Here is a 25846-nt window from a genome sequence, read left to right on the forward strand (position 1 = left end):
CTGCCGCCGTGCTCCATGCGGTACAGCATCAACTTCAAATCACCAGAGGAAACGAAAGACCTATCAAAGTCCTCATAGACGTATTCCCCATCAACGCGGTAACCCCACATGTGGTGATCAACAGCCCACTGAGCCTCACGCCAGAAAGCGCTACCCTGACGAACCTTATGCTGCCAACCGCCAGCACTCCGAGGCGCATCCTGGTTGCCCGGCACAGACGAGCTACGCGGCAACGAGGCAGAGGTCGGCACCTTCGGTGTGACCTGACCCATCGCCTTCTGGTACCTGTACATGAACGCCACCGTCGACGGGGTCGAAAGCTTCGCCTCCGGGTGGAACTTACCATCCGCCCAGCCGAAGGTAATGCCCTTCTGACGAGCCCAAATGAACGCGGCGTAGTCCGGGTCGTTCGTTGCCACATCCGCGTACGGGCTAAAAGCAGGCAACTCCACCTTCGGGGAACCCGCCAGGCGGTACAGCGACACCGTCACATCGTGGCGCGTCATACCGCTATGCCAGGACATCGGCGAAGGATTAGGCAAAATCTCACGATCAGCAAACCACTGCTCAGCCGCCTGCAACTCATCCTCACGCGTCAGCTTCAGAGGAATATCCTCGGCAGCAAGCTGCTCCACCGACTCGCCGGCACCATCCTTACCGGGGGTGACCCTCTCCAAGACCAGACGATAAGCACCCGAATAGCTCAGCTGCTGAGTGATCGTCAGGTTCAGCTCCACCCTGCCATCCTGGATACGATCGGCGGGAATCGCCTGCTGGAACACCGTCTGACCGGTCAAACGCCCCTGCTCATCAACATGCTGCACCGAGAGGCGGTACGATCCTTCACCCGGATCAGAAAGCCCGGTAGCGCGCGCCGTAAACAAGTTCGTCTGCGCATAAGGGCTCAGGTCCACCGACCCAAGGTGTAGCGTGGGCCCCGCAGAGTCCTGCTCGGGAGAATGCACCGGAAGGAACTCCGCAACATCATTCAGCATAGAACCCGGAGAATCTTCCATGCCGGGGTAAGGCAACCCGTTCCCATACATACCAATAAAGTAGAGCTTGCCCGGTTTCAACGTACCCGCAGGAATCTTCAGCTCCGCACTGAAATAGTTATTGCGGAACCACCTGGTGTTAACCCCGTAGTACGTGTAGTCATCCCGCTGAGTGAACACAGGCTCACCCACCATCTTTCCCGTTGCAGGGTCAGCCTCATAGATAGCGATGACCGGCCAATCATTACCAACCATTTCACTAGCCTGGGAGAGGATATGGCGTCCCTCAACCCGCAGCGTCGTATCCTTCCACGGGTCATCGATAGCGGACTGACTGAAAGTGTAGGTCCCACGGGTCGGCTGCGCATCCTGAACCGTATCAATATGGGCGCGGGCATACAAACGGTTCGACCTACTCGAAGGTTCCGGCTCAGTTTCATCCGACGGGTAGTACGTCATCACCACATCGAAGAGCTCACCGTCGGCAGCCTCAACGTACTGCGGGGGAACCTTAAACGTGTAGGTGAGGCTACCGTCCGGGTTCTCCCGCACCTGATGCACCAAATCCTTGAGCATTCCGCCGTACTCGTCGAGAGGCTCATAACTATTGTGCTCCGCATACACGTACACCGACCCGCGCTCCACCAGAGCCAGCTCGTAGAAAGTGTACTTCTGACGGAACTCAGCGCTCAACGGGGAAGTCGTCACCGACACCGTGCCGCCCTGAGAAATATTGAGGGTTCCCGAAGTCACCTTCAACTCAACATTCCCCGGGTTCTCCGAATCAACAGCATCAGCGGCAAAAGGCGCCATCGGAAGCTGCGCGCTCACCGTGAACTTATGGCTACCGTACGAATACTCAGAGTCCGAGAACACCGCCCGCACTTCAGCCACTGAACCGCGGGAAGAAGGCCTATTGTAGGAATCGCCGTGAACCTTATACTCAACCTCCACGGTCAGAGTACCGTCAGCGTTGCGGGTTACCAGCTCGTCACGCTTATAGTATTGGCCCGCTACATCATTCCTCGCAAAAGGTGCCTGCTCACCAGAGGTAGCGTTATAAATCGCCACAGAATCAAGGTAGTACCCCAGATCCACCTCGGGTGAAATATTAGAAATAGTCACCTTATAGACACGGTCCTGACCGGGATCAAAATCCTGTGCAGCAACAGATACCTTCGGCAGGGTATTCCTGAACGAATTATCCTGATACGCCATGCGCGCAGGATTATTGCCCACAGGAACGAAGGGGAACTTACGCGACAGCTTATTCCACCCGTGGGTTTCTACACCGGAAACACCCAGGGAATACCCCTTACCGGACTTCAGAACTCCCGCGGGGATAGTGACCTTCTTCTGGAAATAGCCGTTAGGAATCAGGCCCTTGAAAATGCGCTGATTCTCTTCCGTATCCGGTGCTTTCAGCTCACCAAGCGAAGCCACATTATCGTTCGTGACCTTTCCCTGCTCATCATGCTCGGACAAGGTGAATTTTACAGAGCTGACATCCTGAAAACCGGTACCCGTCAGCGTCACCTCAATCGGCTGACCGGAAGCAATCTGCTCCTCAGAAATAGCCGAAACATCATAGGTGATGGAGGGGAGCACAGCCTCCGGGAGGTTGAACTCCACCGGCAGTGCCGTACGGACGCGGTCCTCAGTGTTCCACGCGTAGGGGTGGGCATCGTCTACGGGGCGGTAGGTCAGAATGACCTCGTACTCCAGGTTCGCCGGCAGGCTATTCGCCGGAACCGTCAGGTCATCGCTGAAACTGCCGTCAGCAGCCGGTTTCGGGGCGTCAAAGATAAGGCCGCGGTGATCGACCTTTTGGTAGGGGTTAGCGTAGGTTGAAGAGCCCTTCGGGGCAATCGTGAGGCTACGTAGCTCATGATGCGCCAAGAACTCGGGGGTCAGCCCGGTACCCTCCACGTGGACGGTGCCGCCGTGGAGAATGTCGAGGGTTCCGCTGGTCACGCGTAGGGTCGGCAGGGGTGCATCCTGCTTATCACCCTGCGCGGGCGCATTCTGTACGGGTGCTGCTTGAAGTGCTGCCTGCTGCTTGCCTGTCTGCTGCGTATCTGCCTGCTGGGCGGGGGAGGCGGGCGCCGCCTGAGCCGCCACCGGCGTCAAAGCCAGCAGCGGAGTCAAGCCCAACGCCAGGGAAACACCCACAACTTTTCGGTGTGTACCATGGGGCGGTTTAAAGAATGAGGACATCATTATCCAATCTGAATTTTCTGCATGAAAGAGGGCGAATGAGAAAAGAAGTTGAGAGGATAAATGAGTGACAGTCCACCGCACCGAACTCGCCCCGAATCCATATCGTAGAGGAGCCGTAGCGGCGGCATGCTGAAGTGCAATTTCAGCCTACCAACCCGCGTCTTAAACAATCAATGAAAACACGAGAAAAACATGCCGATGAGAGTTATAAGACAAAAAATTCAAAAATTACGCCCCGGTTTTAGATAAAGCCCAAACCCCCAAAAGACCACACAATAGAGAGGCAAAAATTGGATACATAACCATCACTAAAAACGGTGCCTAACAGCGTCCGCACTAGAAAACAGGCACACGAAAAGGGGCGGTGAAAGAAAAACTCTCACCGCCCCTTCTATAGGCTATAGGCCACTATCTTCAGCTGCTGTTCGCAGAGGTCAACCCAAGCTAAAACACGCGGGCTCAACCACCCGGTTCAAGGCACCTGCCGAATCTTAGTCATCGATATAGGGGCTGTTGGGGATGGTGTCAAGCATGTCGAGCATTGACAGGACACGAGCCAGCTCCTCGCGGGTAGCAGTCTTGGTCGGACGGAAATCCTTGCTCTTATAGTGATATCTCGTATCGATATTCACCGACGAGTGCAGCCACACCGACTCGGTGTAGAACGGGGCACCCGGCTTCATATCCTGCGGGGTAGTGGGACGGAACCAATAAGAACGACGACCGGGGGTAAGCATAAAGTAACGGTAGAAGAACGCAGCCATCGTAGCGCGGCTAGCCACCGCCTCCGGGTGCATCTTACCGTCAGACCAGCCGGAAGTCAGACCGTTCTGATACGCCCAAATATACGCCGGGTAACGCTCATCCTTCGGGGACAAATCCGGGAAAGGAGAACGCGCAGGAAGCTTCACCTTCGGCGAGCGGGCGCCTCGGTAGATTGCATCCATCAGGTCGCCGCGGGTCACCGCACGCTTAGGGTAGAAGCAACGTTCCTTATCGAGTAGCAGAACCTTTGCCTTACATGACCTGTAGATATCGGGGGCGTACTCGCCATCCATATCAATGTCCACAATGAAAGGTGCCCACGCGAACTCCGTGTCAATCTTGGGGCGAACTTCAAGAGTGCGCAGAATGGTGTACTGCTCACGGCGCGGACGAAGAGACAGGCGAACACCAAAGTCTGCATTCGGGCCACCGGTGATCTCAGGATCAATGACGTGATGCCTAATGTAGACATCATTCTCGATGCGCTTCTTCGGCTCAAGAGAGAAGAAATAGAACTGGGTGAAGCCCTTCTCCTTGGTGTAGTAGCCAACCTCAATGTACGGGGTGTACAGGCCAGTATCAAGCACAGCCTGCAGGCCGGTAATCTCGTAGCTGAGGTTGAAGCCGCTAATATCAAACGACGCCTCGGTAACCTTGAAGGTCAGCGGGGTGGTCTTAACGTCCAAGGTGGCAGCCTGAGCGCCCTGTTCGCCGGCGTGGTGTGCGCCCAACGCGCCGGCGACTGTTAGTGCTGCCGCACCCTTAATGAGGGCGCGACGAGAGGAAAAAGTAGACATAACGTTGTCCCATCGATGTGTTTCTGAGTGGTTACTTCTACGCTAGCAAACCAATAACCATTGGGTAAGCCTCTAGTCGTTTGCTATACGTACGTGGCGTGACGTGTTTCCATGTGTGTTGAGTTGAAAATGTGAATGTTAGTGAGTGAAATACCCGCCACCAATGGCGAGACGTTTAACACTATAAACATTTTTACTCGCAAAAAGAAGGCGGATAGCTAGACACTAACCGCCTTCTCTGCTCATCAAAAGCTACCCCTAAAATGTGGGGAAATGTGGTTTTACAAGGGGTAATACAGATTTAAGCCCCTAGAAAAATAGTTAAAAAATTTTCAATATGATGCAAAAAATAAGAGGAAATAAATAGTTGGGCAACCTACTGCTCATGCACCAGCAGCGTCAAAACACCCGCCTTACGCGCCGTCGGCAGGGTGCACTCCACCGACCAGTCCTCGCTGACCGCCTCCAAAAATTCGGCAATACCCGCCGTGGAGCCATCAATAGGACGAGCCGCCAAACCCGACTGAATCAGGTAGCGCGCAAACAAGCCACGGTAATGCTTCGCCATGTGCGAGACGACCTTACGCGACCCATCAGCCGCCACACGCTCCACACGAACCGCCAGAGTCTGCGACGGGGGAGTCACCCACGACTTCGCGTAGGCTGCAGAACGGCAATCCAGAATCAGCTGATCCCTCGCGGTCGACTCCAGTGCGGTACCCAACGCGCCCTTCCAGAAGGAGGCGAGCGAACCCACCGAACCCAGCTTCACGCCCATCGACAGACGGTAGGCTGGGATTGCGTCCTCGGGGCGCAGAATACCCCACAGTGCCGAAGAAATCAGTAGCGACCAGTGCGCGGCATCGCGTTCGGCGGGGGAGAAGCTCGCATAATCCAGTGCCTCAAAGAGCACACCCGTGTAGGTGCGGATCGCGGGCTGTGCCGGTTCGGTGAGCAGGCGCGTATTGCGTTCCACCTCTGCTGCGAGGGAAGCACCCACCTTGAGCTCCGCCAGAGCATCGGGGCCCGAACTGACTGCGGTCAGCTCCTCCAGGACGCTCTCACGCTCGGCAGTGAGCTCGGGGAACGAGAGGTCAGCGAAGCATACGGGCGCGTTGCCAGCCGGGGCGGGGGTCTTACCTTCAGACGGGGGAAGAAGAATCAGCATCTCTCCAGTGTACCCGCGAGACGCAGGGTAGCTACGAGGCGCAGTGTAGTTGCGAGACGTCAGCGTGCCCGCGAGGTCGCTAGTGTACCCATGTGTACCTGCGAGACGGACCCCAAAATAGCTACCTCCACTGGTGTGCGTATAATGGGTTGGGTGAAACGGGCCGTCTGGGCAATCGCGAGGCACACGTGCTTCGAGGAAAGTCCGGGCTCCACAGCACAGGATGGTGGATAACATCCACTCGGGGTAACCCGCAGGCCAGTGCCACAGAAAGTAAACCGCCGCGGTTCGCCGCGGTAAGGGTGAAAGGGTGGTGTAAGAGACCACCAGCGGGCGCGGTGACGTGCCCGGCTAGGTAAACCCCATTCGGAGCAAGGTCAAACAGAATACGCCATGGTAGGGTAGTGCGCCCGATCCCCGTCAGCTTCCTTTACGGAGGTGGGGTGCGTATTCGGGTAGGCTGCTTGAGACGTGCGGCAACGTACGTTCTAGATAGATGATTGCCTCGAAACGCCCCTTTAGGCGGCGTTTTAGACAGAACCCGGCTCATAGGATGACCCGTTTCACGCTACCGTTAGCTGACGGAAAACATTATCGGCTGATGGAAAACGAAGACCGCGAATGCGCTTTTAGAGTGCATTCGCGGTCTTCGTTTTAAGTTCTCGGGAGGTCGGTCCGACCTTCAAAAGAGCTCGTGATTAGTGGCCGAAGGGATCCGGATCCACGCCGGGCATCCACGAGTTACCGTCGACGGTCCAGCCTTCCTTCTTCACGACCTTCTTCATCTTGCCGGTCCACTTCTTGTTCAGACGGTTCACGTACAGCTTGCCGTCCAGGTGGTCAGTCTCGTGCTGCATGCAGCGTGCGAACCAGCCGGTCGCCTCAAAGTGGACGGGGTTGCCGTGCTCGTCAAGACCATTCACGGTCACCCACTCGGCGCGCTTGAGGGGGAAGCCGTAACCGGGGAAGGACAAGCAGCCCTCTTCCTCCTCGTACGGGTCCGGGTCAGCGGTAGAAATCTTGCCCAGGGTCAGTACCGGGTTGATGATGCAGCCGCGCGGGGGAACGCCGTCCTCATTCTCCATCTTGTAGGTGAAGATGCGCAGGCCCACGCCAATCTGCGGTGCCGCCAGGCCCACACCGTTGGATGCGTCCATGGTTTCGTACATGTCAGCTACGAGTTCCTTGAGCTCATCATTAAACTCGGTGACGGGTGCCGCGGGGCGGTGCAGAACGGGGTTGCCGTGAATAACGATGGGGCGAATAGCCACGGAATTATCCTTTGCTTGTGTTGAATGGGAACTGTTGAACGGGAACTTGCCGGGTACACCGTGCGCGGGTGAACCGGATTGAGGGTAAGCGAAAGGGCCGTTACGGATAACCATAACGACCCTTTCCATCGGGGTGATCGACGGGGGTTGAACCCGCGACCTCCTGGACCACAACCAGGCGCTCTGCCAACTGAGCTACGACCACCATGTGCTTCGCTTGGTTTCCCTTGCGATATGCAACGGATACTACTGTACAGGAGATTCAGAAACCTGCCAAGTTGAAAAGCCGTGATGCTCGTTACATGCTGTGCTTACGCCTTGGATGCCTCAGTCGCCTCAGAAGCGGACGACTCAGCCTCACGCTCAGCCGCCTCGCGTGCAGCACGCTCAGCCTCCACCTCACGCGCAATCTGCGCCGAAGCAATCGCATCCGGGCCCTGCGGCACAAAAATGGCGCGACGGTAATACTTCAACTCATCAATCGAGTCCTTGATATCACCCAGTGCGCGGTGGTTACCGGTCTTCGCCGGGGCACTATGACGAGCCGCCGGGTACCAGCGCGACGCTAGCTCCTTAATGGTCGACACATCAATCACACGGTAGTGAAGGTGCGCCATGACCTCGGGCATGTAGCGCTCCAAGAAGCGCTTATCCATGCCCACCGAGTTGCCGCCCAGCTGCGCCTTGCCCGCCACCGGAACATACTTCTTGATGTAGCGAAGCACCTGCTCCTGCGCGTAATCCATCGACACACCGTGCTCAATATCGGGCAGTAGACCCGACGCCTCATGCATCGAACGCACAAAGTCATTCATGTTCTCCAGCGCACCGGCAGGAGACTCATCGCCGGGCTTAATGACGAACTCAACGCCAGAACCCAGAATGTTCAAATCGGCATCCGTGACCAGAACGCCCACCTCGACGAGAGCGTCGTTCTCCACGTCCAGGCCGGTCATCTCGCAGTCAATCCATACAATACGTTCACTAGAAATACTCACTCTCCCACTCTACCCCCAAACGCTGCCGGCCTGGCGGGTAGCACGTCACAAAAGGGGTACAAGAGGGCGCAAGAAAGGTACGAGCGGATGCGCAAACGGCGGCAGCGGGGGAGAACTGCGCCACTCTGCGTGCCCTTGAGGCGTGTCCACAAGCGTCTTCGCAACAGTGATTCTCGCAAGTGCATCCAAGGGCTCCGGTATGATAAAAACCAGAACGACGATGCAGACAGAAAGGGAGTTATGCGCGCACCAAAGGAGCTAGCACACCGGCTCACCACCCCCGGCGCACACGACGCACCTCTCTCACCCAAACTCTTGGACTACGTCAATAACCACCGTCTGCGCACGGTGATTATCGGCACCATCGGCTCCATCATGGTCACCCTCGGATCCTACGCCGTCGGCTGGCTCGCCGACAGCTCCAGCTTCTGGCGCTACGACATTATTCGAGCCATCCGATTCGAAGCCGCATGGGTCATCACCGGCATTATCATGCTCGCCCTCGGCGCTATGATCATGTGCCGTGAATGGCTGCGAATCTACCAGAAAATGGGCGACTGGAACGAACCCAACGCCATGCGGTGGATGATTGCCGTCACCGCCAGTTGGTCCCTGCCGCAGATTTTCGCGTTCACCATCTACAGCCGCGACATGTTCTCCTACTACGGTCAGGGCATGGTCATGGCGCACGGCCTCAACCCGTACAAGCATGGCGTTTCCGAAATCTCGAACTTCATGCAGAACGGTGCGGACCCCATGTGGGCGGAATCCCCGCCCCCGTACGGACCGGTCTCCCTCAAGTTTGAAGAGTGGATTGTGCGCCTGGCGGGGGAGAATATCGACCTCTCCCTCTTCTACTTCCGCCTGCTCTCTGTGCTCGCGGTCATCGGTATCCTCTTCTACGTGGCAAAACTCGCCCAGGCGCACGGCTTCAACCAGGTCCGCGCTCTATGGCAGATTGGCCCGAACCCGCTGTTCATCGCATCGTTCATTGCCAGCGGCCACAACGACTCGCTCATGACCATGTTCATGCTCGGCGGCCTCTACTATGCCAAGCGCTACCGCGACACCTGGTGGGGCGGCCCGCTCGGCGTGACCTTCGTAGCCCTCGGCGTTGCCGTCAAGCCGCTCGCCCTCGTGGTACTGCCCTTCGTGAGTCTGCTCTGGGCTGGTAAGAACGCCTCCTGGCCGCGCAAGTTCATCTTCTGGGCGCTCTCCGGCGTGCTACTGCTCGCCGAAATGGCGCTCATGGGCTGGGTGACCGGACTGGAATTCGGCTGGATTAAGGCACTGTCCACCACCGGCGGCCAGTACATCTGGTACACCCCCTTCGGCCTGGTCATCGGCGCCGCCTCCCTGTTCGTTCAGGGAGACGCCTTCGAGGTCATCCGCAAGCTCATCGAGACCGTCGGCAAGGGCATCGGCATGCTCGGCGCAGTAGCCATGGCATTCGTTGGACGCGACCGCAACATCGTGCGCCACGCCGGCCTCGCAATCCTGTTCATGCTCCTGTGCAGCCCCATGATTCAGCCCTGGTACCTGCTCTGGGCAATCCCGATGCTTGCCGCAACCGGCCTGCGCTCGCACTTCCAGCTCATGTGGTACTTCATCACCACGCTGTTCTTCATGGCGTATGGTGTGAGCGACCAGCTGAACGTCTCGCCCTACCTGCGCGATTTCAACCAGGACATGGGCCGACTCATCGCGACCGTCATCTGCCTGGGCTACATCATCTACCTGGTCGCCCTCGACCTGGCAACCCGCCGCCTGGTGTACGTGAGCCTGCACCCCACGCAGATTCGCCGCACCACTATCCGCCTGTGGTGGCAGCTGTTCCCCGGCGCATCAAGCCGCCGTGCACGCCGCCGCGAGGTGAAGAAGGCAGAACGGGAAGCCGCCAAGGTAGGCTCCTAGCGCGAACTCCTAGTTCGCCAGCCTGGCTTAGCTCAGTGGAACAGCCCCCGCGTGAGAGGCGCGGTGCATGAGAAGCATAAATTCTCATGTACCCTAGAGGAAGGCCTCAGTAGCTCAGAGGATAGAGCAGGAGCCTTCTAATCTCTTGGTCGGGGGTTCGATTCCCTCCTGGGGCGCCACATGTAAAAACCGCCCCGCACCCTGAACTCAGGGTGCGGGGCGGTTTTCTTTATGCTTTTACATTTGTGTGCCGGGAAGCTACTTCTTGGTCGGGGCTACTTCTTAGTGGGGTTCGTGTCCTTGCAGGAGTTGAGGACGCGCTCCATAACCTTCTTCTCGTCCGCGGTCACCCACAGCTTGTACTTTGCCTTCACGTGTACCTGGCGTGCCACGTAGGTGCAGCGGTAGGCGGTGTTACTCGGCAACCAGTCGGCGGCGTCCGCATCGGACTTCTGCTGGTTCGCCGGGCCGTCTGCAGCGAGCAGGTTCTCCGGGTCGTTCGCCAGCTGGCGGCGCTGCTCTGCGGTCAAATCCTGCGCGCCGGTCTGCCATGCGTTCGACAGAGCCACCACGTGGTCAATCTGCACAGCCGAGGAGGTCTTCTTGCCGCGCTTGAACTCGATGGTTTTGCCGGTGTACGGGTCGTTCAGAGTGCCGCTGATGACGGTGCATGCGTGGGTCCTGACCTTGAAACGAACATTGGTCAGGTCGCGGCGCAGAATGTCGTCGCGAGTGTTGCACTTGTTGCCGTCAACGTCATCCCAGGCGGGTCCGAACTGATCACGAGAGTAGCCGGCCTTCGACGCGCGTTCCTTCACCTGCAGGGACGCCAGCTCGCTCTTCGCGGTTGCCAGATCCGGTGCGAGCGCGGTCGCGGGATCAACCGCCTTGTACGGGTTCTTGACCTCGGCGAGGGTTTCAGTTTGAACGTTGGTCTCTTCATCATCGGTGGCGGAGGTCGTCGTGTCCGAACCGAGTAGCCCGTCTACACCGTTCTTACTCACATAGACCAGACCAATAATCAGCACAATCACGGCAAACACAGCGAGCAGACCGTAAATGAGGCGCTTCTTCTGCGGGTCCATCGAATCGGGCAGCTTGGGCAGGTTGCGCTGCAGCTGCTGAAGTTCCTGCAGGGAGGACAGGTTGTTGTTCGCGGGCTTTTTGCTCACGGGTTCTCCAAGGCGGGTAGACGGGATGCGGCTGAGTGCACCGCATCATCAAGGATAGAGGGCGCGGGATAGAAATAGTTAACTTGAGGGTAAAAATAGCCGCCCCGACGCTGAGATACCTATCACGATGCCGGATGGGGCGTAGTCGTCATATTTCTGCAGGGAATGCGTTGCCCGCAGGCGATTTTTGAAAAAACGGGGTGAAAAGTTCAAAAACTCTATCCACAGGCGGTGCCCAAAACCGCAAAACGCGAGGTTATCCACAGAAGCGGTAACCACCGGGTGCAGGAGCGGGTCAGCCCTGGCAAGGTGAAGGAACCCACCCACTAGTTTCTAAGGAGAAACCATGAGCGACACCATCCTGATCCGCGGATTCACCGCCTCCGACCCGGCACTGAGCACCCTGCCCAACGGGGTGCCCGTCGTGAACTTTCGCCTCGCCAGTACCCCTCGCTGGCAGGATGCTACCGGCACCTGGAAAGAAGGCACCACCAACTGGTACACCGTGAAAGCCTACCGTCGCCTCGCCCAGAACATTGCCACCTCCATTGAGAAGGGGCAGCCGCTGGTCGTGAGTGGCCGCCAGCGCATTAGCCGCTGGAACCGCGAAGACGGCACGCAGGGCACCACGGTAGAAGTGGATGCCTTCGGCATCGGTCACGACCTGAACTACGGTACGAGCACCTTCGCCCGCACCGTGGAGAAGCGCACGGTCAACGAAGGCTCCCTGCAGGGCGCACCTCAGCAGGGTATGCCGGGTGCGCCGCAGCAGTACGCGCCGCCGCAGGAAGCACCTCAGTACGCACCCCAGCAGAACCCGGAGGCGCCGGGCATGACCGCTCCGGGCGCTCCGGTACAGGACGGCGCATCCCAGAGCGGGGGAGCGCAGAGTGACGAACCCCCCTTCTAAAAGTGCTCCCCGGATGCTTGCATAAACGCGGGCGCATTGGGATAATGGAGCATTGTGTTGACATCGGGCACGCCCCTGCCGCAGGGGGAAGAGCGACCAACGATGTCAACCTTCGGGCACCAATCCTGTCCGAAGCATCAAGTTTTCTGTCCCGCAGTGGGGCAGAGCAATCTGAGTCTATTTGACCTGCGGCAGATGACTCTGGAGATCTACAACTATGCAGACTCTTGACTTCCTCGACAAGAAGTCCCTCCGTGACGACGTCCCCGCATTCGGCCCCGGTGACACCCTGAACGTTCACGTTAAGATCGTTGAAGGTAAGAACCACCGTATCCAGGTCTTCAAGGGCTTCGTCGTTGGCCGCCAGGGTGCAGGCGTTCGCGAGACCTTCACCGTCCGCAAGGTTTCCTTCGGCGTTGGTGTTGAGCGTACCTTCCCCGTTCACTCTCCCTCCATCGAGAAGATCGAGGTTGTGACCCGCGGTGACGTCCGTCGTGCAAAGCTGTACTACATGCGCGACCGCCACGGTAAGGCTGCTCGTATCCGCGAGAAGCGCGAGTTCTAATCTTTATAGATACAGAATTCTGTTGCAAACCGCTCCCCAACCGCATTCCGCGGGAGAGGAGCGGTTTTTGCATATTCTGAGACCCCGCTTTGACCCCGCTTTCTGAGAACCTTGCCGCTCTCAGAAAATAAAAGCCCAAGAGCGCAAACACTCTCGATACAATAGCTAGGTACCGTTTCACTCGAGCTAGGTATCTCTCAAACGAAAGGCTCACTCCAGCATGGCAGACGACAAGAACACTGCGAACACCAGCCCCTTCCCTGAGGGATACCAGCCTCAAAGCCGCCGCGAGCGCCGCGAAATGGAAGAATACTTCGCGCGCCTCGCCGCCGACAAGGCTGCTGCAGAAAAGAGCGCCGCAGAGAATGATGGTGCTGAAAAGGTTGCAACCGAGAAGGCTACCCCCTGGGTGGCATCCGCGAGCGCTGCTGAGGTGACCGAAAGCGACACCAAGGGTGCATCTGAGCGTGATCACGAGGTGGTAGCTAGCGCCGAGGCGAGCGCCGTCTCCGCAGATGCCGCCGTCGCGACTTCTTCCGCCGCAAAGAACACTAAGCGCGAAGAAACCGCAAACGAGGAGACTATCGCAGATGAGGAGAGTGCCGCAGACGTGGAAACCACCAAGGACTTCTCCGAAATGACCCCCAAGGAACGCCGCAAGGCAAAGCGCGCCGAACAGGCAGAGCTGACCTACTCCCAGGCGCAGGAAGAAGGCCGCCTCGGCGAATGGCTCTGGGTGCAGGCACGCGAAGGCGGCACCGTCATCCTGTACGCGCTGGTCATCGCATTCCTGGTCAAGACCTTCCTGCTGCGCGGCTTCTACATTCCTTCCGGCTCCATGGAGCAGACCCTGCAGGTCAACGACCGCGTGTTCATTAACGTGGCGGGCTCCTACTTTAGCGAGCCTAAGCGCGGCGATGTCATCGTCTTCAAGGACTCTCAGGGCTGGATTCCCTCCACCCAGAAGACCAGCAGTCCGCTCAAGGACGCCCTGTCCTTCGCGGGTATTCTGCCGGATACTTCCTCGAACTTCCTGGTCAAGCGCGTTATCGGTACTCCCGGTGACGTGGTCGAGAGCGACGGCAACGGCAAAATCAAGGTCAACGGTGTAGAGATTACCGAACCGTACCTGTACCCGGGCAACCCGCCCTCCGAGCTGGCGTTTAAGGTGACCGTGCCCGCCGGCAAGTACTTCGTGATGGGTGACCACCGCAGCAACTCCGCCGACTCCCGCTACCACATTAGCGACGGCACCGCGTTCATCTCCAAGGATGACGTGCAGGGTAATGTGTTCGTGGTGGCGTGGCCGCTGAACCACTTCGGTCTGCTGCAGGATCAGAGCTCGGTGTTCTCCTCGATTCCCGCACCGACCTCCACCCCGAGCGAATAAGCGAGCGTGGCAATGAAGGTGAGTGCCCAGAAGAGCGCAGCGAAACCCACTCAAGCTAAGCCCGCGAAGACAACCCCGCCCGCCGCCGACCTCGAGTACGAGCAACAGCTCTTCGCCTCCGGCGCCCGCACAGTTGCCGGAATCGACGAGGTAGGCCGCGGCTCCATGGCGGGCCCGGTCACCGTGGGCGTCGCAATCCTCACCCCGGACGCCACCCTCGAGGTGGGCGGGCTGATCGACTCCAAGGCGCTCTCACCGGCACGCCGCGAATCCATGGTTCCCGAAATCCGCCAGTGGTGCGCCGTGGCGGTCGGGCACGTGGAACCGGCAGATATTGACCGGCTCGGCATGACCCTCTCGCTGAGGCTTGCCGCCCAGCGTGCGCTCGCCGAGCTGGCGCGCCGCGGATACCGTGCCGACGCCGCCCTGCTGGACGGTAAGCACGACTGGTTCACCCCTCCGCAGGAGGACCTGTTCAGTGCGCTGGCACCGGACCCGGCGCAGGCACACTACAACGAACTGCTCGCCCAAGCGTGGGAAGGCGCAGGCGGTGCAGATGAGCCCGCGCAGATGCCGGTGACCATGGTCATTAAGGGTGACTACAAGTGTGCCTCCATCGCCGCCGCATCGGTGGTTGCGAAGGTGGAACGTGACGAGCTGATGGTTCAGCTGGATACCCGCTACCCGGGGTACGGCTGGGCAAAGAACAAGGGCTACGGATCTGCCGCTCACCGCGAGGCGATTAGCGTGCAGGGCCCCAGCCCGCAGCATCGACTGTCATGGTCGCTTCCGGCGACCGCCGAGCAGATTGAGGCCGCTGCGGCACAGCGCGGCTAGGGCGTGTGGTATTCCTGAAAACCGCGCCTCGGAAGGCCGCGAAAGCCTAACGTGCCACCGCTGAATCAGTACTACAAAAGTCCAGGAAAGGAAGAGTAGTGAGCGCAGAAGACCTCGAAAACTACGAGACCGACGCCCAAATGGCACTCTACCGCGAATACAAAGACGTCATGTCGCTCTTTAGCTACGCGGTAGAAACCGACCGACGCTTCTACCTGGCGAACCAGGTGGACGTCACCCCGCACGTGCAGGACGGCACCCTCTACTTTGAGGTGAGCATGAGCGACGTGTGGGTGTGGGATGTATTCCGCTCCAACCGCTTTGTGAAGAAGGTGCACGCCTACTCGGTGCGTGATGTGAACGTGGAGGAGCGTCTGCCCAACCAGGAGTTCACCGTGCCGGAAATGCCGGACTTTAACGCCTAGCTCACGCCTGATTTACCGCCTTGCCGGGGGTAAGCACGGGTAGGCGCGCCGGTGCCGGGTGATTGGAATGCGGCGGGACTGAGTGATGAAAGTGCGCGCAGAACCAGGCGGCGAACCTGCGCGAATATGACGCGTCGATTCGACACCCGAGCGGTGTTTTTGAAAAATATACCCCAAAATTTCAAATAACCGACTGTGGATAACCTCTAATTCCTTCTGGGAGCCGAGGTTATCCACAGTTTTTCGTTAACCGCATTCGGGCACGCGCGCGGCGGGCACAGTAGAAGCACTACCGCTATCTACCGGGGGAGAGACCCATGACAACAGCCCGAATAACAGCCCGCGCCGCAACCCGAAGCGCACCCAACAGACCCCTGCTCCAGAGCACCCAGCCTCCGCGAACCCAGCTCCAGCGAACCCCGCCTCGCGCCCACAGCGTCGGCAGGTGGGGCGAGGAGCTGACCGCCCGCATCCTGGAAGCGAACGGCTACCGCATTCTGGAGAGGAATTGGCGACCGCCCGCCGGGCTGGAACACGAACAGATCCGCGGCGAGCTCGACCTGATCGCCATTGACCCCGAGGACGAACTGGTTTTCGTTGAGGTCAAGACCCGCAGCAGCGAAGACTTTGGGCACCCGTTCGCGTCCATTGACCGCGATAAGGCGCGTCGCACGCGCTCGCTGGCGATTCTCTGGTGCCGCCTGCGCGAGAACCTGGATTTTCCGCGCTTTCGCATTGACGCAATTGCGGTGACCGGAACCTGCGAAACCTTCACCTTCGAGCATCTGAAGGCGGTGGCGTAATGGGATTCGCACGCACCTATTCCGTGGCGCTGGTTGGCTTGCGCGGGCATATTGTTGACGTCGAGGCTGACATCTCGCAGGGCCTACCCGGCTTCGTGCTGCTGGGACTGCCCGATACCGCCCTCAACGAATCTAAAGAGCGTGTGCGCTCCGCGGCGAAGAACACCGGCATCACCCTCACTCAGCACCGGCTCACCGTGAACCTGACCCCCGCGACCCTACCCAAGCGCGGCTCGGCGTTCGACCTTGCCATTGTGGTTGCGGCGTTGCAGGCGGAGAAGAAACTGCATCCCAGCGGCGATAGCGTCTTCCTGGGCGAGCTGGGACTGGACGGAACGCTACGTCCCGTGCCGGGCATCCTGCCCGCGGTCAAAGCAGCCGTGGATGCCGGACACCACCGCGTGATTGTGCCCGCCGAAAATGCTGAGGAGGCGGCGCTCATTCCCGGCGCGCAGGTGAGCGGTTTCCGCTGCCTGGCTGAGGTTTTTGCCGCGCTCGGCGCTGAGAGCCAGAAGCTGACCTATCCGCCCGCCCCGCAGACGGAGGCGAGCGCACCGGTGGCGAAACCGGCTGAAATCCCTTCGGATATGAGCGATGTTGCCGGTCAGTCGCAGGGTCGTTTCGCCCTGGAAATTGCCGCCGCTGGTGGTCACCACATGCTGCTGACCGGCCCTCCCGGTTCGGGTAAAACCATGCTGGCGGAGCGCCTGCCGAGCATCCTGCCGACCCTCGACAACGATGCCGCGATGGAGGTGACCGCGATTCGTTCCCTCTGCTCGGCGGGGGAGCACCTGAGCGAGCTGGTGCGTCAGCCGCCGTTTGAGGCGCCGCATCATAGCGCCTCCGCGCCGGCGATTCTGGGCGGCGGCAGCGGCATTCCCCGCCCGGGCTGCGTGTCTAAAGCGCACCGCGGCGTGCTCTTTCTGGACGAGGCGCCGGAGTTCAAACGCACGGTGCTCGATTCGCTCCGTCAGCCCCTGGAGTCGGGGACCGTGACCCTGGACCGTTCGAGCGCGTCGGCGACCTATCCGGCGCGGTTTCAGCTGATCCTGGCGGCGAACCCGTGCCCCTGCGGCATGAACGTGGGCACCGGTACGGAGTGCACGTGCGCCCCGCGTGAGCGTCGCGCCTATTTTGGGCGGCTGTCCGGCCCGCTGGTGGACCGCATTGACGTGAATGTGACGGTTCCGAAGGTGTCGTCCACGGAGCTTGCGGGCGGTCAGGTGAACGAGAGTTCGGCGCAGATTCGTGAGCGCGTCATGGCGGCGCGACAGGCTCAGCGGGAGCGTCTGGAGCCGTACGGGTTGAAGACGAATGCGGAGATGAACGGCAAGATTTTGCGCGGTCCGTTGCGTCTGGATGCGAAGCTCACCGGCGAACTGAACGCCGCCGTGGACCGCGGAACGCTGACGGCTCGCGGCTACGACCGGGTGCTGCGTATCGCCTGGACTCTCGCCGATTTGGAGGGGGCCGCCTACCCGAGCCGGGAGCACCTGGATGTGGCGCTTTTTCTGCGGCAGCAGGGGCAATTGAAATAATGCGCCAGCTGAAATAGGGCCAGCTGACATAGCGTGCCGGTTTATAGAAGGAATCACTCACGAGAGGAGAAGAACGTCATGAGTGAGAAGAAGCTCAGAAAACGAGCTGAAGAGGCCGAATTGAAAGAAAATGGGCTGAGAGAAACAGCGCCTGAAGAGCATGTGCCAGAAGTGAGCGTGCCTGAAGAGCATGTGCCAGAAGAGCGCGCGGCGGAGGATTTTGTGCAGGAGGAACTGCAGATCCGCCTGCCAGGCCGCACCCTGGATGCGCACGCCCTGGTGCGTGAGAGGGTGGCGCATATTCTGTCGCTGGGGCAGGAACCCTCGCCGAGCCCGTACAACGCGGCGCGGTTGCCGGGGTTCCTCGCTTCCTGCCTGAACCCGGTGTACTTAGATAACCCTGTGTACTTGGAAGAGATGAACCTGCAGGACCTGAGCCAGGAGAAACAGCCAGGAGAGCAACAACCGGGGGAGTGGCTACAGAGCGAGGTGCCACAGGGTGTGCACCCCGAGGCTTCGGTGGGCACAGCCTCCAGCAGTTCTGACCTCGCGCCCCTGCTCAATTCAGTACCCCTTCTCAATCCTGCGCCCCTGTTCAACCCCGCCCTCAGCGCGCAGGAGCTTGAGGCGGCGTGCCGCGAGTACATCCGCTGCTGCACCGCCCAGCTGATGCGCTACGCCGAACCCGCCGATGAGCTCGTGGTCGAATCCCTCGCAACCCTGGGTGCGCCGCTGACCCTGCACTACCTGCTGACCGGGCACATCCCCGATGAGCACACCTGGGAGCACGGCGAACCTGATACGCAGCTCAGCGATTTTCTGCACTCGGTGGGCGCACCCGCCGAGGGAGAGTCCGCCCTGTTCTGTAGCGCGAATGGCTACTACACGCCGGGTGAGCATCAGATGAGCCGCGATAAGTTCGGCAAGGCGCTCGCGACCCGCCGTCTGCGTTGGAACCGCCGCATGGAACGCACCCTGAACGTGGAGGCGCACATGGCGGCAACCTGCGGGGCGTGGCTGGTCACTCCCGCCGATCCGCTGTGGCCGCCGCAGCTGAACGATTTGGGACCCGACCGACCGTACGGGCTGTGGTGTCGAGGCGATTCGCGGCACCTGCTGGATTTGTCCTCTGCCCCGAGCGTGGCGCTGGTTGGTTCGCGCGACCCGAGTATCTACGGTACAGAGGCGACGACCCACCTCGCCGCTGAGCTGGCGCGCCGCGGGTACACGGTGATTTCTGGCGGTGCGATGGGCATCGATATTGCGGCGCATCGGGCGGCGCTGACCCAGCAGGGTAGTGACCTGCCGACCATCGCCTTCATGGCGGGTGGGCTGGACCGGCTGTACCCGGCACAGAACTCGGATGCGCTGAACATGATTGTTGACCGCGGGCTCATCATGAGCGAGGTGAGCGTGGGCAACACCCCCACACGTTGGCGTTTTCTGGAGCGTAACCGCCTGATTGCGGCGTTGGCGCGGCACACCATTGTGGTGGAGGCGCGCTGGCGTTCCGGTGCCCTGAACACGGCTCGTCACGCGATGGAGATTGGGCGTACCCTCTGGGCGGTTCCGGGGCAGATTAATTCGCCGAACTCGGTGGGCACGAACCGTCTGTTGCGCGATGGACTAGCGCAAACACTCACCGAGGCCGCCGACATCCTCGAGTACGATGCCGCCGCAGGGTTTGAGCTGGGCACCGAGCACGAGAGCGAATGGGATCAGGCTGCCTCCTCCAGCGCGCTGGACGAGCTGACCGAACGACAGGGTAGGGTCTGGGATGATTTGAGCCCGCGCTCCTACCGCGGCGTGGACGAGATTGCCGCAGCCCTCGGGTTGAGCGCTCGCGACGTGATGGCTGACCTGTTCCACCTGGGTCGTTGCGGTCTGGCGGAGAGCAGTGGAACGAGCTGGCGGAAGGTCCGCCCGGCTGTCGCTGCGTAGAAGAGCCCCCGCTGAACGCCCGTAGTGAACGCCCCGGCTGAACGCCCGTAGTGAACATCCCGGCAGTAGCGGGTTGCGGCGGTCGGGCATGACGGGACGGCCGGTCATAGTAAGGCAGCACGTGGAGAGCGTGGAACCTCTCTACAATTGGGGTAGGCTTGCGCGTACTGGCGCGGAGCCTACCCCGCCGCCACGCTATCAGCAGATACGCCGGGGGCAGAAATACAACGTCGAGAAGCATCAACGCCGCCAGAGCCAGGAACCAGAAACCCGAAAGGAGGGACGTATGACCGCCGCCCGCCAGCACGAAAACCGAACAGAAAACCGGAACGAGAACCGCGAGGAGTACCGGGACGAGGCTCCCTCCACGACCCTGCCGGTGACCTATACCCGCAGCCTTGCCGCCGATCATCCCCAGACTCACGGCGAAAGCCTGGACTCAGCCCTACCCGGCTCTGCACTGCCCGAATCGGCGCTGGGCGTTTCCGGCGAGGTGTTTCGCCCCATCCTGGACCGTTTTGAGCGTTTTCTGCGCTATGAGAAGCACCGGTCCGAAGAGACAATCCGCTCCTATATTTCCGATTTGGAGGGCTTCTTCGGCTATATGGCGCGCCGCGGTGTGCGGCACCTGGACAGCATTGATGCGTCCCTGATTCGTGAATGGTTGGGTTCGCTACATCTGCGGCAGGCGGCTCGTTCTACGGTGGCGCGCCGCGGTTCGACCCTGCGCACGTTCTTCACCTGGGCTCAGGAGGAGGAGCTGGTGCACGCCAACCCCACGCGCGGTATGCGCACCCCCAAGCGGGAGAATCACCTGCCGCCGGTGCTGAGTCGCGAGCAGATGAACCAGCTGCTGGCGACCCTGCAGGAGCGTCGGGCGCAGGATCCTCGCGATGCGCGCCTGCTGCGCCTCGAAGCTGTGGTTGAGGTGCTGTACGCCTCGGGCATGCGTATTTCTGAGCTGACCGGCCTGGATTTGCAGAGCGTGGACCGGGCGAATAAGACGGTGCGCGTGCTGGGTAAGGGCAATAAGGAGCGCGTGGTGCCGCTGGGTACCCCGGCGCTCAAGGCGTTGAATCGTTGGGTGTCGTATGGTCGTCCGCAGTGGATTCCGGAAGGCGCGCAGGGCGTGACGGCGCTGTTTATTGGTCCTCGCGGTAGGCGTGCGAATGCCCGTCAGATTCGTGAGGACCTGACCCGCCTGCTGCGCACGGTGGAGAATACTCAGGCGTCGGGTGCGCACGTTTTGCGTCATTCGGCGGCGACTCACCTGGTGGATGGTGGTGCCGATATTCGTTCGGTGCAGGAGCTGCTGGGGCATTCGTCGTTGGCGACCACGCAGATTTACACGCACGTGTCGATGAAGCGTCTGGCGGAGACGTACGCGCGGGCGCATCCGCGAGCATAGGGTGTTCGCGCCTCTAAGGGGGCGCGCACCGATGCGGAGGAGTGTGCTGGGCTGTGTTGTACTGTGCTTTGAATAGTGCGCTGAGCGCCGCCGTCTAATGTCTCTCTATTTGAACCTTGAGTGGCTGAACTGTACGAATGGGGGAAATCGTTCTAAGCTATACACTGTTCAACCACTGTCTCAGCTCTCAGTGCGCCCCGAATTTCTGCACTGCGATGTTTATACAGGGCGGCTGAACAAGGTAGCATAGGTAACAGACTAGCCGTGGTCTCCGTCTCTACGGAGGCACCGCGTACGAGTACTAAAAACCAGAAAGGTCGCACCGCATGCGCGCACTCGTTTGCCCCGGACAGGGCTCCCAGAAGAAGGGCTTCCTGAGCCCCTGGCTCGAGATTGAAGGTGTGCGTGAGCACCTGGAACGACTCTCCGAAGCGGCAGGCATCGACCTGATTCACTACGGCACCGAAGCCGAAGAAGAAACCATCAAGGACACCGCAATCGCCCAGCCCCTCATCGTGGCTGCAGGCATCGTCACCGGTCGACTCGCACTGCGCGAACTCGACGGTGAAGAACTCATCTTCGCGGGTCACTCCGTCGGCGAAATCACCGCAGCAGCCCTCGCGGGCGTACTCAGCGACGAAGACGCAATGCGTTTCGTGCGCGTGCGTGCTAACGGCATGGCGGAGGCGGCAGCCGCCTCCCCGACCGGCATGGCTGCAGTACTCGGCGGCGTTGAAGAAAACGTCCGCGAAGCCATCGACGCAGCAGGCCTCGTCGCAGCAAACTCCAACGGCGGCGGCCAGATTGTAGCCGCAGGCCCCATCCCCTCCATCGAAGCATTCGCCGCGAACCCGCCCGCACGCGCTCGCGTTATCCCCCTGAAGGTCGCCGGCGCATTCCACACCGAGGCAATGGCACCCGCCGTGCCCGCACTGGAAGAGTTCGCCGCATCCCTGCAGGTCTCCGACCCGACCTCCGCACTGCTGACCAACCGCGACGGTTCCGCCGTGGCATCCGGTGAAGAGTTCGTCAAGACCCTCGTCTCCCAGGTGACCAGCCCCGTCCGCTGGGACCTGTGCATGGCAACCCTGCTTGAGCGTGAGGTCGCCGGCATTATCGAGGTCGCCCCCGCAGGCACCCTGGTCGGCCTGGCAAAGCGCGCGATGCGCGGCGTGCCCGGCACCTCCATCAACACTCCCGAGGACCTCGCCTCGCTGAAGGGCTAAACGCCGGGGGGAGAGCACCCAGCCCTCCCCGCGCTAGGAACCCTTCACACTAGACATGCACTTTAGACATGCGAGGCACACAGTGTCTTGCGAGCATCAGCACTAAGGATTGAATACGTGACTACCCTCAAGCAGTACGAAATCAACCGCTACTCCCGCATCCTCGGTTACGGCGCAGCCCGCGGTGAGGTCATCGTCCCCAACGATGACATCGTTGAGGCAATCGACTCCTCCGACGAGTGGATCAAGCAGCGCACCGGCATCGCAACCCGCCATCGCGCCAGCGAAAACCAGTCGGTAGCCGACCTCGCCATCGGTGCCGCCAAGGACGCCCTGGCAGCATCCGGTGTAGCCGGTGAGGACATTGAGGCGGTCATCATCTCGACCATCTCGCACCCCTACGCAACCCCCTCCCTGGCAACCCTGGTCGCTGACGCAATCGGCTCCAAATGCCCCGCATACGACATCTCCGCAGCGTGTGCAGGTTTCTGCTACGGCATCGCCCAGGCAGACGCCCTCGTCCGCGCGGGCACCGCAAAGCACGTGCTGGTCATCGGCGTTGAGAAGCTCTCTGACTTCATCGACAACACCGAACGCACCATCTCCTTCCTGCTCGGCGACGGCGCAGGCGCAGCAGTTGTAGGCGTCTCCGACGAGCCGGGTATCGCACCGACTGTGTGGGGTTCGGACGGCTCCCGTTGGGGTACTGTGGGTATGACTCACTCCCTGTTGGATATCCGCAACCGCGACTTCGTAGCAAACCCCGTGCAGGAAGGCGAAAAGATTTGGCCCACCCTGCGCCAGGACGGCCCCTCCGTCTTCCGCTGGGCAGTATGGGAAATGGCAAAGGTCGCCAAGCAGGCACTCGAAACTGCCGGCATCACCCCCGACGAGCTCGGCGCACTCATCCCGCACCAGGCAAACGCCCGCATCATTGACCAGATGGTCAAGACCCTCAAACTTCCCGACACGGTGGCAGTGGCACGCGACATCGTTGATGCCGGTAACACCTCCGCCGCATCGGTTCCCCTCGCCGCACACCGCCTGCTCAAGGAGAACCCGGAACTCTCCGGCAAGTTCGCCCTGCAGATTGGTTTCGGTGCCGGCCTGGCATTCGCAGCTCAGGTAGTCGTCCTTCCCTAAGGAAAACCCCTCCCTAAGGAAAACCACCAGAGCCCGATGCTCACCGCCCCTCACGACCGGCACAGCGCCGGTGCGCGAGAAAGAAAAGAAAGCGGGAAAGCATCCCCACAAACTCCGAGTTGACGCATGCGTACACCACGCAGACACGATAAACTCGGTAATGCACGCGTACCCCCACCCGGCGGGTGCGATGACCATCGAAAAAACAAAGGAGCCCCTGAATGGCTAACAAGGAAGAGATCCTCGCAGGTCTGGCAGAGATCGTTAACGAAGAGACCGGCGTTGAGGTTGAGGACGTTCAGCTGGACAAGTCCTTCACCGAGGACCTGGACATCGACTCCATCTCGATGATGACCATCGTCGTGAACGCTGAGGAGAAGTTCGAGGTGACCATCCCGGACGAAGAGGTCCAGAACCTCAAGACCGTTGGCGACGCAGTCGAGTTCATCGCGAACGCTGCCTAAGCTATAACCAATAACGAGGCGGCGCGGGCTCTCACCGGCCCGCGCCGCATCGCTATTCACTCAGCTTTCAATCCAACATACCCCCGGGAACACACAGGGTGCGATGACTGCACTCTCCACGGCGTGAAAACGCCCACTGTAAACCCCGGGTCCAACAGGTTTTTATCCACACACCACCGGATAAACCACCAAATCGACCACCGAAGAGAAAGTGCCACAATGTCTCGAAAAGTGCTGGTGACCGGCCTCGGCGCGACCACCCCCATTGGCGGCGACGTCCCCACCACCTGGGAAAACGCAACCAAGGGCGTATCTGGTGTATCCACCCTCGACCACCCCTGGGTCAAGGAATACGACCTGCCCGTATACATTGCAGGCCAGCTCGCTGTGCCCGCCCTCGAATCCGGCCGCCTCACCAAGGTAGAAGCAAAGCGCCTGGATCCCTCGGGCCAGCTCGCCCTCATCGCCGCACGCGAAGCATGGGAAGACGCAGGATTCTCCGGCCCCGACGCCGAATCCGCAGAAGAAGTCGACCCCGAACGCACCGGCGTAGCCTTCGGCACCGGTATCGGCGGCGTGTGGACCCTTCTCGACGCATGGGACACCCTCCGCGAAAAGGGCCCCCGCCGCGTCCTCCCTATGACCGTTCCCATGCTCATGCCCAACGGCAACGCAGCAGCCGTCTCCATGAACCTCAAGGCACGCGCCGCAGCACAGACCGTCGTCTCCGCATGCGCATCCTCCACCGAAGCCATGCAGCTCGGTGCTGAAATGATCCGCAGCGGCAAGGCAGACGTCGTCATCGTCGGCGGTGCCGAAGCAGCAATCCACCCGCTTCCCATGGCAGCATTCGCCAAGATGCAGGCACTCTCCTCCCGCAACGACGAACCCGAAAAGGCATCCCGCCCCTACGACGTCGACCGCGACGGCTTCGTCATGGGTGAAGGCGCAGCAGCCCTCATCCTCGAATCCGAAGAGCACGCCAAGGCACGCGGCGCACGCGTCTACGCGGAACTGGCAGGCACCGGCGTATCCGCCGACTCCTACCACATCACCGCACCGGACCCCGCAGCACTCGGCGCAACCCGCGCACTGCGCGAAGCCCTCGAAGACGGCAACATCGACCCGAAGACCGTCGTGCACATCAACGCGCACGCCACCAGCACCCCCGCCGGTGACCTGCCCGAAGCAACCGCAATGCACGAAACCTTCGGCGAGCACACCAAGAACATTGCCGTCTCCGCAACCAAGTCCATGACCGGCCACCTGCTCGGCGGCGCGGGCGCACTCGAAGCCGTACTTACCGTACTGGCTCTGCACCACCGCACCGCACCCTGCACCATCAACCTGGACAACAAGGACCCCCAGATTGACCTGGATGTGGTGACCGAGGCACGTGAGCTGCCCGCCGGTGAGATTGTGGCACTGTCGAACTCCTTCGGTTTCGGCGGCCACAACGCAGTTGTAGCATTCCGCTCCGTAGAGGGCTAAAAACTCTTCGACAGCCTCATAGGAAGGGCACGTCGGACAATGCTTGCGGGGGAGTGCCCCCTCTGCGGCGCTGGGGCGCCTTGAGGACGGAGCCCCCGCCACGCATTCCCGACCGCGCCCTCACCGATTTTGATACGTACAGGGTCGCCTGTGATAGTTAGCTATCGCGGGCGACCCTGTTTCCGTGGGTTAGTTGTTTTGAGAAGACGACCAGAACACACGAAGCGGGGGAGTGCCCCCTCTTCAGCGCCTGGGGGGCGCTTCGAGGACGGAGCCCCCGCTTCGCGTGTCCGGTACGCCCTCACGTTAAAAACGGGTGGCGTATTCGCTCCGGCACTGCGAATACGCCACCCAAACACACCACACTCCACAAGACAATGCAGAGCGCGCGGGATCAACCATCCC

The 25846-nt window shown here is 60.5% G+C and carries 20 protein-coding genes, 2 tRNA genes and 1 other RNA gene; 16 read left to right on the plus strand and 7 right to left on the minus strand.

Annotated elements, in window-relative coordinates:
- The 3 genes from HMPREF3055_RS04855 to HMPREF3055_RS04865 form a co-directional block, all read right to left on the minus strand.
- Positions 1-3167: S-layer homology domain-containing protein (locus HMPREF3055_RS04855; RefSeq protein WP_246826896.1), on the minus strand; the 3167-nt coding region annotated here is incomplete at its 3' end.
- A 539-nt stretch (positions 3168-3706) separates the two neighbouring features.
- Positions 3707-4777 (minus strand): S-layer homology domain-containing protein, encoded by a 1071-nt coding sequence (locus HMPREF3055_RS04860; RefSeq protein WP_070738323.1) that lies wholly within the window; start codon positions 4775-4777, stop codon positions 3707-3709.
- Positions 4778-5153: 376 nt separating this feature from the next.
- Positions 5154-5945 (minus strand): YaaA family protein, encoded by a 792-nt coding sequence (locus HMPREF3055_RS04865; RefSeq protein WP_070738325.1) that lies wholly within the window; start codon positions 5943-5945, stop codon positions 5154-5156.
- 159 nt (positions 5946-6104) lie between these two features.
- Here HMPREF3055_RS04865 and rnpB point away from each other — a divergent pair.
- An RNA gene (gene rnpB / locus HMPREF3055_RS04870) (RNase P RNA component class A) lies at positions 6105-6510 on the plus strand.
- Positions 6511-6643: 133 nt separating this feature from the next.
- Here rnpB and def read toward each other — a convergent pair.
- The 3 genes from def to orn form a co-directional block, all read right to left on the minus strand.
- Complete coding sequence (def, locus tag HMPREF3055_RS04875) at positions 6644-7216, minus strand: peptide deformylase (RefSeq protein ID WP_044141710.1); 573 nt, start codon at positions 7214-7216, stop codon at positions 6644-6646.
- Between the two features lie 132 nt (positions 7217-7348).
- Positions 7349-7421, minus strand: a tRNA-His gene (locus HMPREF3055_RS04880).
- A 106-nt stretch (positions 7422-7527) separates the two neighbouring features.
- Positions 7528-8214, minus strand: a complete 687-nt coding sequence (gene orn / locus HMPREF3055_RS04885) for an oligoribonuclease (RefSeq protein WP_070738327.1) — start codon at positions 8212-8214, stop codon at positions 7528-7530.
- A gap of 240 nt (positions 8215-8454) precedes the next feature.
- Here orn and mptB point away from each other — a divergent pair, with 240 nt between their 5' ends.
- Entirely contained in the window at positions 8455-10128 is a 1674-nt protein-coding gene (gene mptB, locus HMPREF3055_RS04890; protein ID WP_070738329.1) for a polyprenol phosphomannose-dependent alpha 1,6 mannosyltransferase MptB, read from the plus strand.
- 103 nt (positions 10129-10231) lie between these two features.
- Positions 10232-10307 (plus strand) — tRNA-Arg (locus HMPREF3055_RS04895).
- A 96-nt stretch (positions 10308-10403) separates the two neighbouring features.
- Here the strand turns inward: HMPREF3055_RS04895 and HMPREF3055_RS04900 are convergent.
- A complete protein-coding gene (locus tag HMPREF3055_RS04900; protein ID WP_070616418.1) occupies positions 10404-11300 on the minus strand; it encodes an HNH endonuclease family protein in 897 nt (298 codons plus the stop codon).
- Between the two features lie 346 nt (positions 11301-11646).
- On the opposite strand from HMPREF3055_RS04900, the gene HMPREF3055_RS04905 reads away from it, so the two are divergent.
- The 13 genes from HMPREF3055_RS04905 to fabF all read left to right on the plus strand — a co-directional run bounded on the left by HMPREF3055_RS04905 (position 11647) and on the right by fabF (position 25441).
- Positions 11647-12210 (plus strand): single-stranded DNA-binding protein, encoded by a 564-nt coding sequence (locus tag HMPREF3055_RS04905; RefSeq protein WP_005506266.1) that lies wholly within the window; start codon positions 11647-11649, stop codon positions 12208-12210.
- A 217-nt stretch (positions 12211-12427) separates the two neighbouring features.
- Positions 12428-12775, plus strand: coding sequence for a 50S ribosomal protein L19 (gene rplS, locus HMPREF3055_RS04910; protein WP_005507488.1), 348 nt, complete (start codon positions 12428-12430; stop codon positions 12773-12775).
- Between the two features lie 220 nt (positions 12776-12995).
- Positions 12996-14165 carry a signal peptidase I gene (lepB, locus tag HMPREF3055_RS04915; protein ID WP_141752105.1) on the plus strand — a complete coding sequence of 390 codons (1170 nt, stop codon included), beginning with the start codon at positions 12996-12998 and terminating at the stop codon, positions 14163-14165.
- 6 nt (positions 14166-14171) lie between these two features.
- Positions 14172-15002: a ribonuclease HII gene (locus HMPREF3055_RS04920; RefSeq protein WP_070629601.1), complete on the plus strand. Its 831-nt coding sequence runs from the start codon at positions 14172-14174 to the stop codon at positions 15000-15002.
- Between the two features lie 98 nt (positions 15003-15100).
- Positions 15101-15427 (plus strand): DUF2469 domain-containing protein, encoded by a 327-nt coding sequence (locus tag HMPREF3055_RS04925; protein WP_005506259.1) that lies wholly within the window; start codon positions 15101-15103, stop codon positions 15425-15427.
- A gap of 317 nt (positions 15428-15744) precedes the next feature.
- A complete protein-coding gene (locus HMPREF3055_RS04930) occupies positions 15745-16230 on the plus strand; it encodes a YraN family protein (protein WP_005506258.1) in 486 nt (161 codons plus the stop codon).
- Complete coding sequence (locus HMPREF3055_RS04935; RefSeq protein WP_070738331.1) at positions 16230-17768, plus strand: YifB family Mg chelatase-like AAA ATPase; 1539 nt, start codon at positions 16230-16232, stop codon at positions 17766-17768. Before HMPREF3055_RS04930 ends, HMPREF3055_RS04935 begins: the two co-directional genes overlap by 1 nt.
- 177 nt (positions 17769-17945) lie before the next feature.
- On the plus strand, positions 17946-19709 hold the full coding sequence (gene dprA, locus HMPREF3055_RS04940; protein WP_246826897.1) for a DNA-processing protein DprA: 1764 nt from the start codon (positions 17946-17948) through the stop codon (positions 19707-19709).
- A 286-nt stretch (positions 19710-19995) separates the two neighbouring features.
- Positions 19996-21117 carry a tyrosine recombinase XerC gene (locus HMPREF3055_RS04945; RefSeq protein WP_083318012.1) on the plus strand — a complete coding sequence of 374 codons (1122 nt, stop codon included), beginning with the start codon at positions 19996-19998 and terminating at the stop codon, positions 21115-21117.
- A 326-nt stretch (positions 21118-21443) separates the two neighbouring features.
- Positions 21444-22343: an ACP S-malonyltransferase gene (locus tag HMPREF3055_RS04950; protein WP_070738335.1), complete on the plus strand. Its 900-nt coding sequence runs from the start codon at positions 21444-21446 to the stop codon at positions 22341-22343.
- A gap of 117 nt (positions 22344-22460) precedes the next feature.
- On the plus strand, positions 22461-23486 hold the full coding sequence (locus tag HMPREF3055_RS04955; RefSeq protein WP_049341370.1) for a beta-ketoacyl-ACP synthase III: 1026 nt from the start codon (positions 22461-22463) through the stop codon (positions 23484-23486).
- 221 nt (positions 23487-23707) lie between these two features.
- A complete protein-coding gene (locus HMPREF3055_RS04960) occupies positions 23708-23950 on the plus strand; it encodes an acyl carrier protein (RefSeq protein WP_005506250.1) in 243 nt (80 codons plus the stop codon).
- A 219-nt stretch (positions 23951-24169) separates the two neighbouring features.
- Positions 24170-25441 carry a beta-ketoacyl-ACP synthase II gene (gene fabF / locus HMPREF3055_RS04965; protein WP_044150502.1) on the plus strand — a complete coding sequence of 424 codons (1272 nt, stop codon included), beginning with the start codon at positions 24170-24172 and terminating at the stop codon, positions 25439-25441.
- Positions 25442-25846 lie beyond the last annotated feature (405 nt).

This window comes from Rothia sp. HMSC061C12 (assembly GCF_001815755.1).
Taxonomy (GTDB): Bacteria; Actinomycetota; Actinomycetes; order Actinomycetales; family Micrococcaceae; genus Rothia; species Rothia mucilaginosa.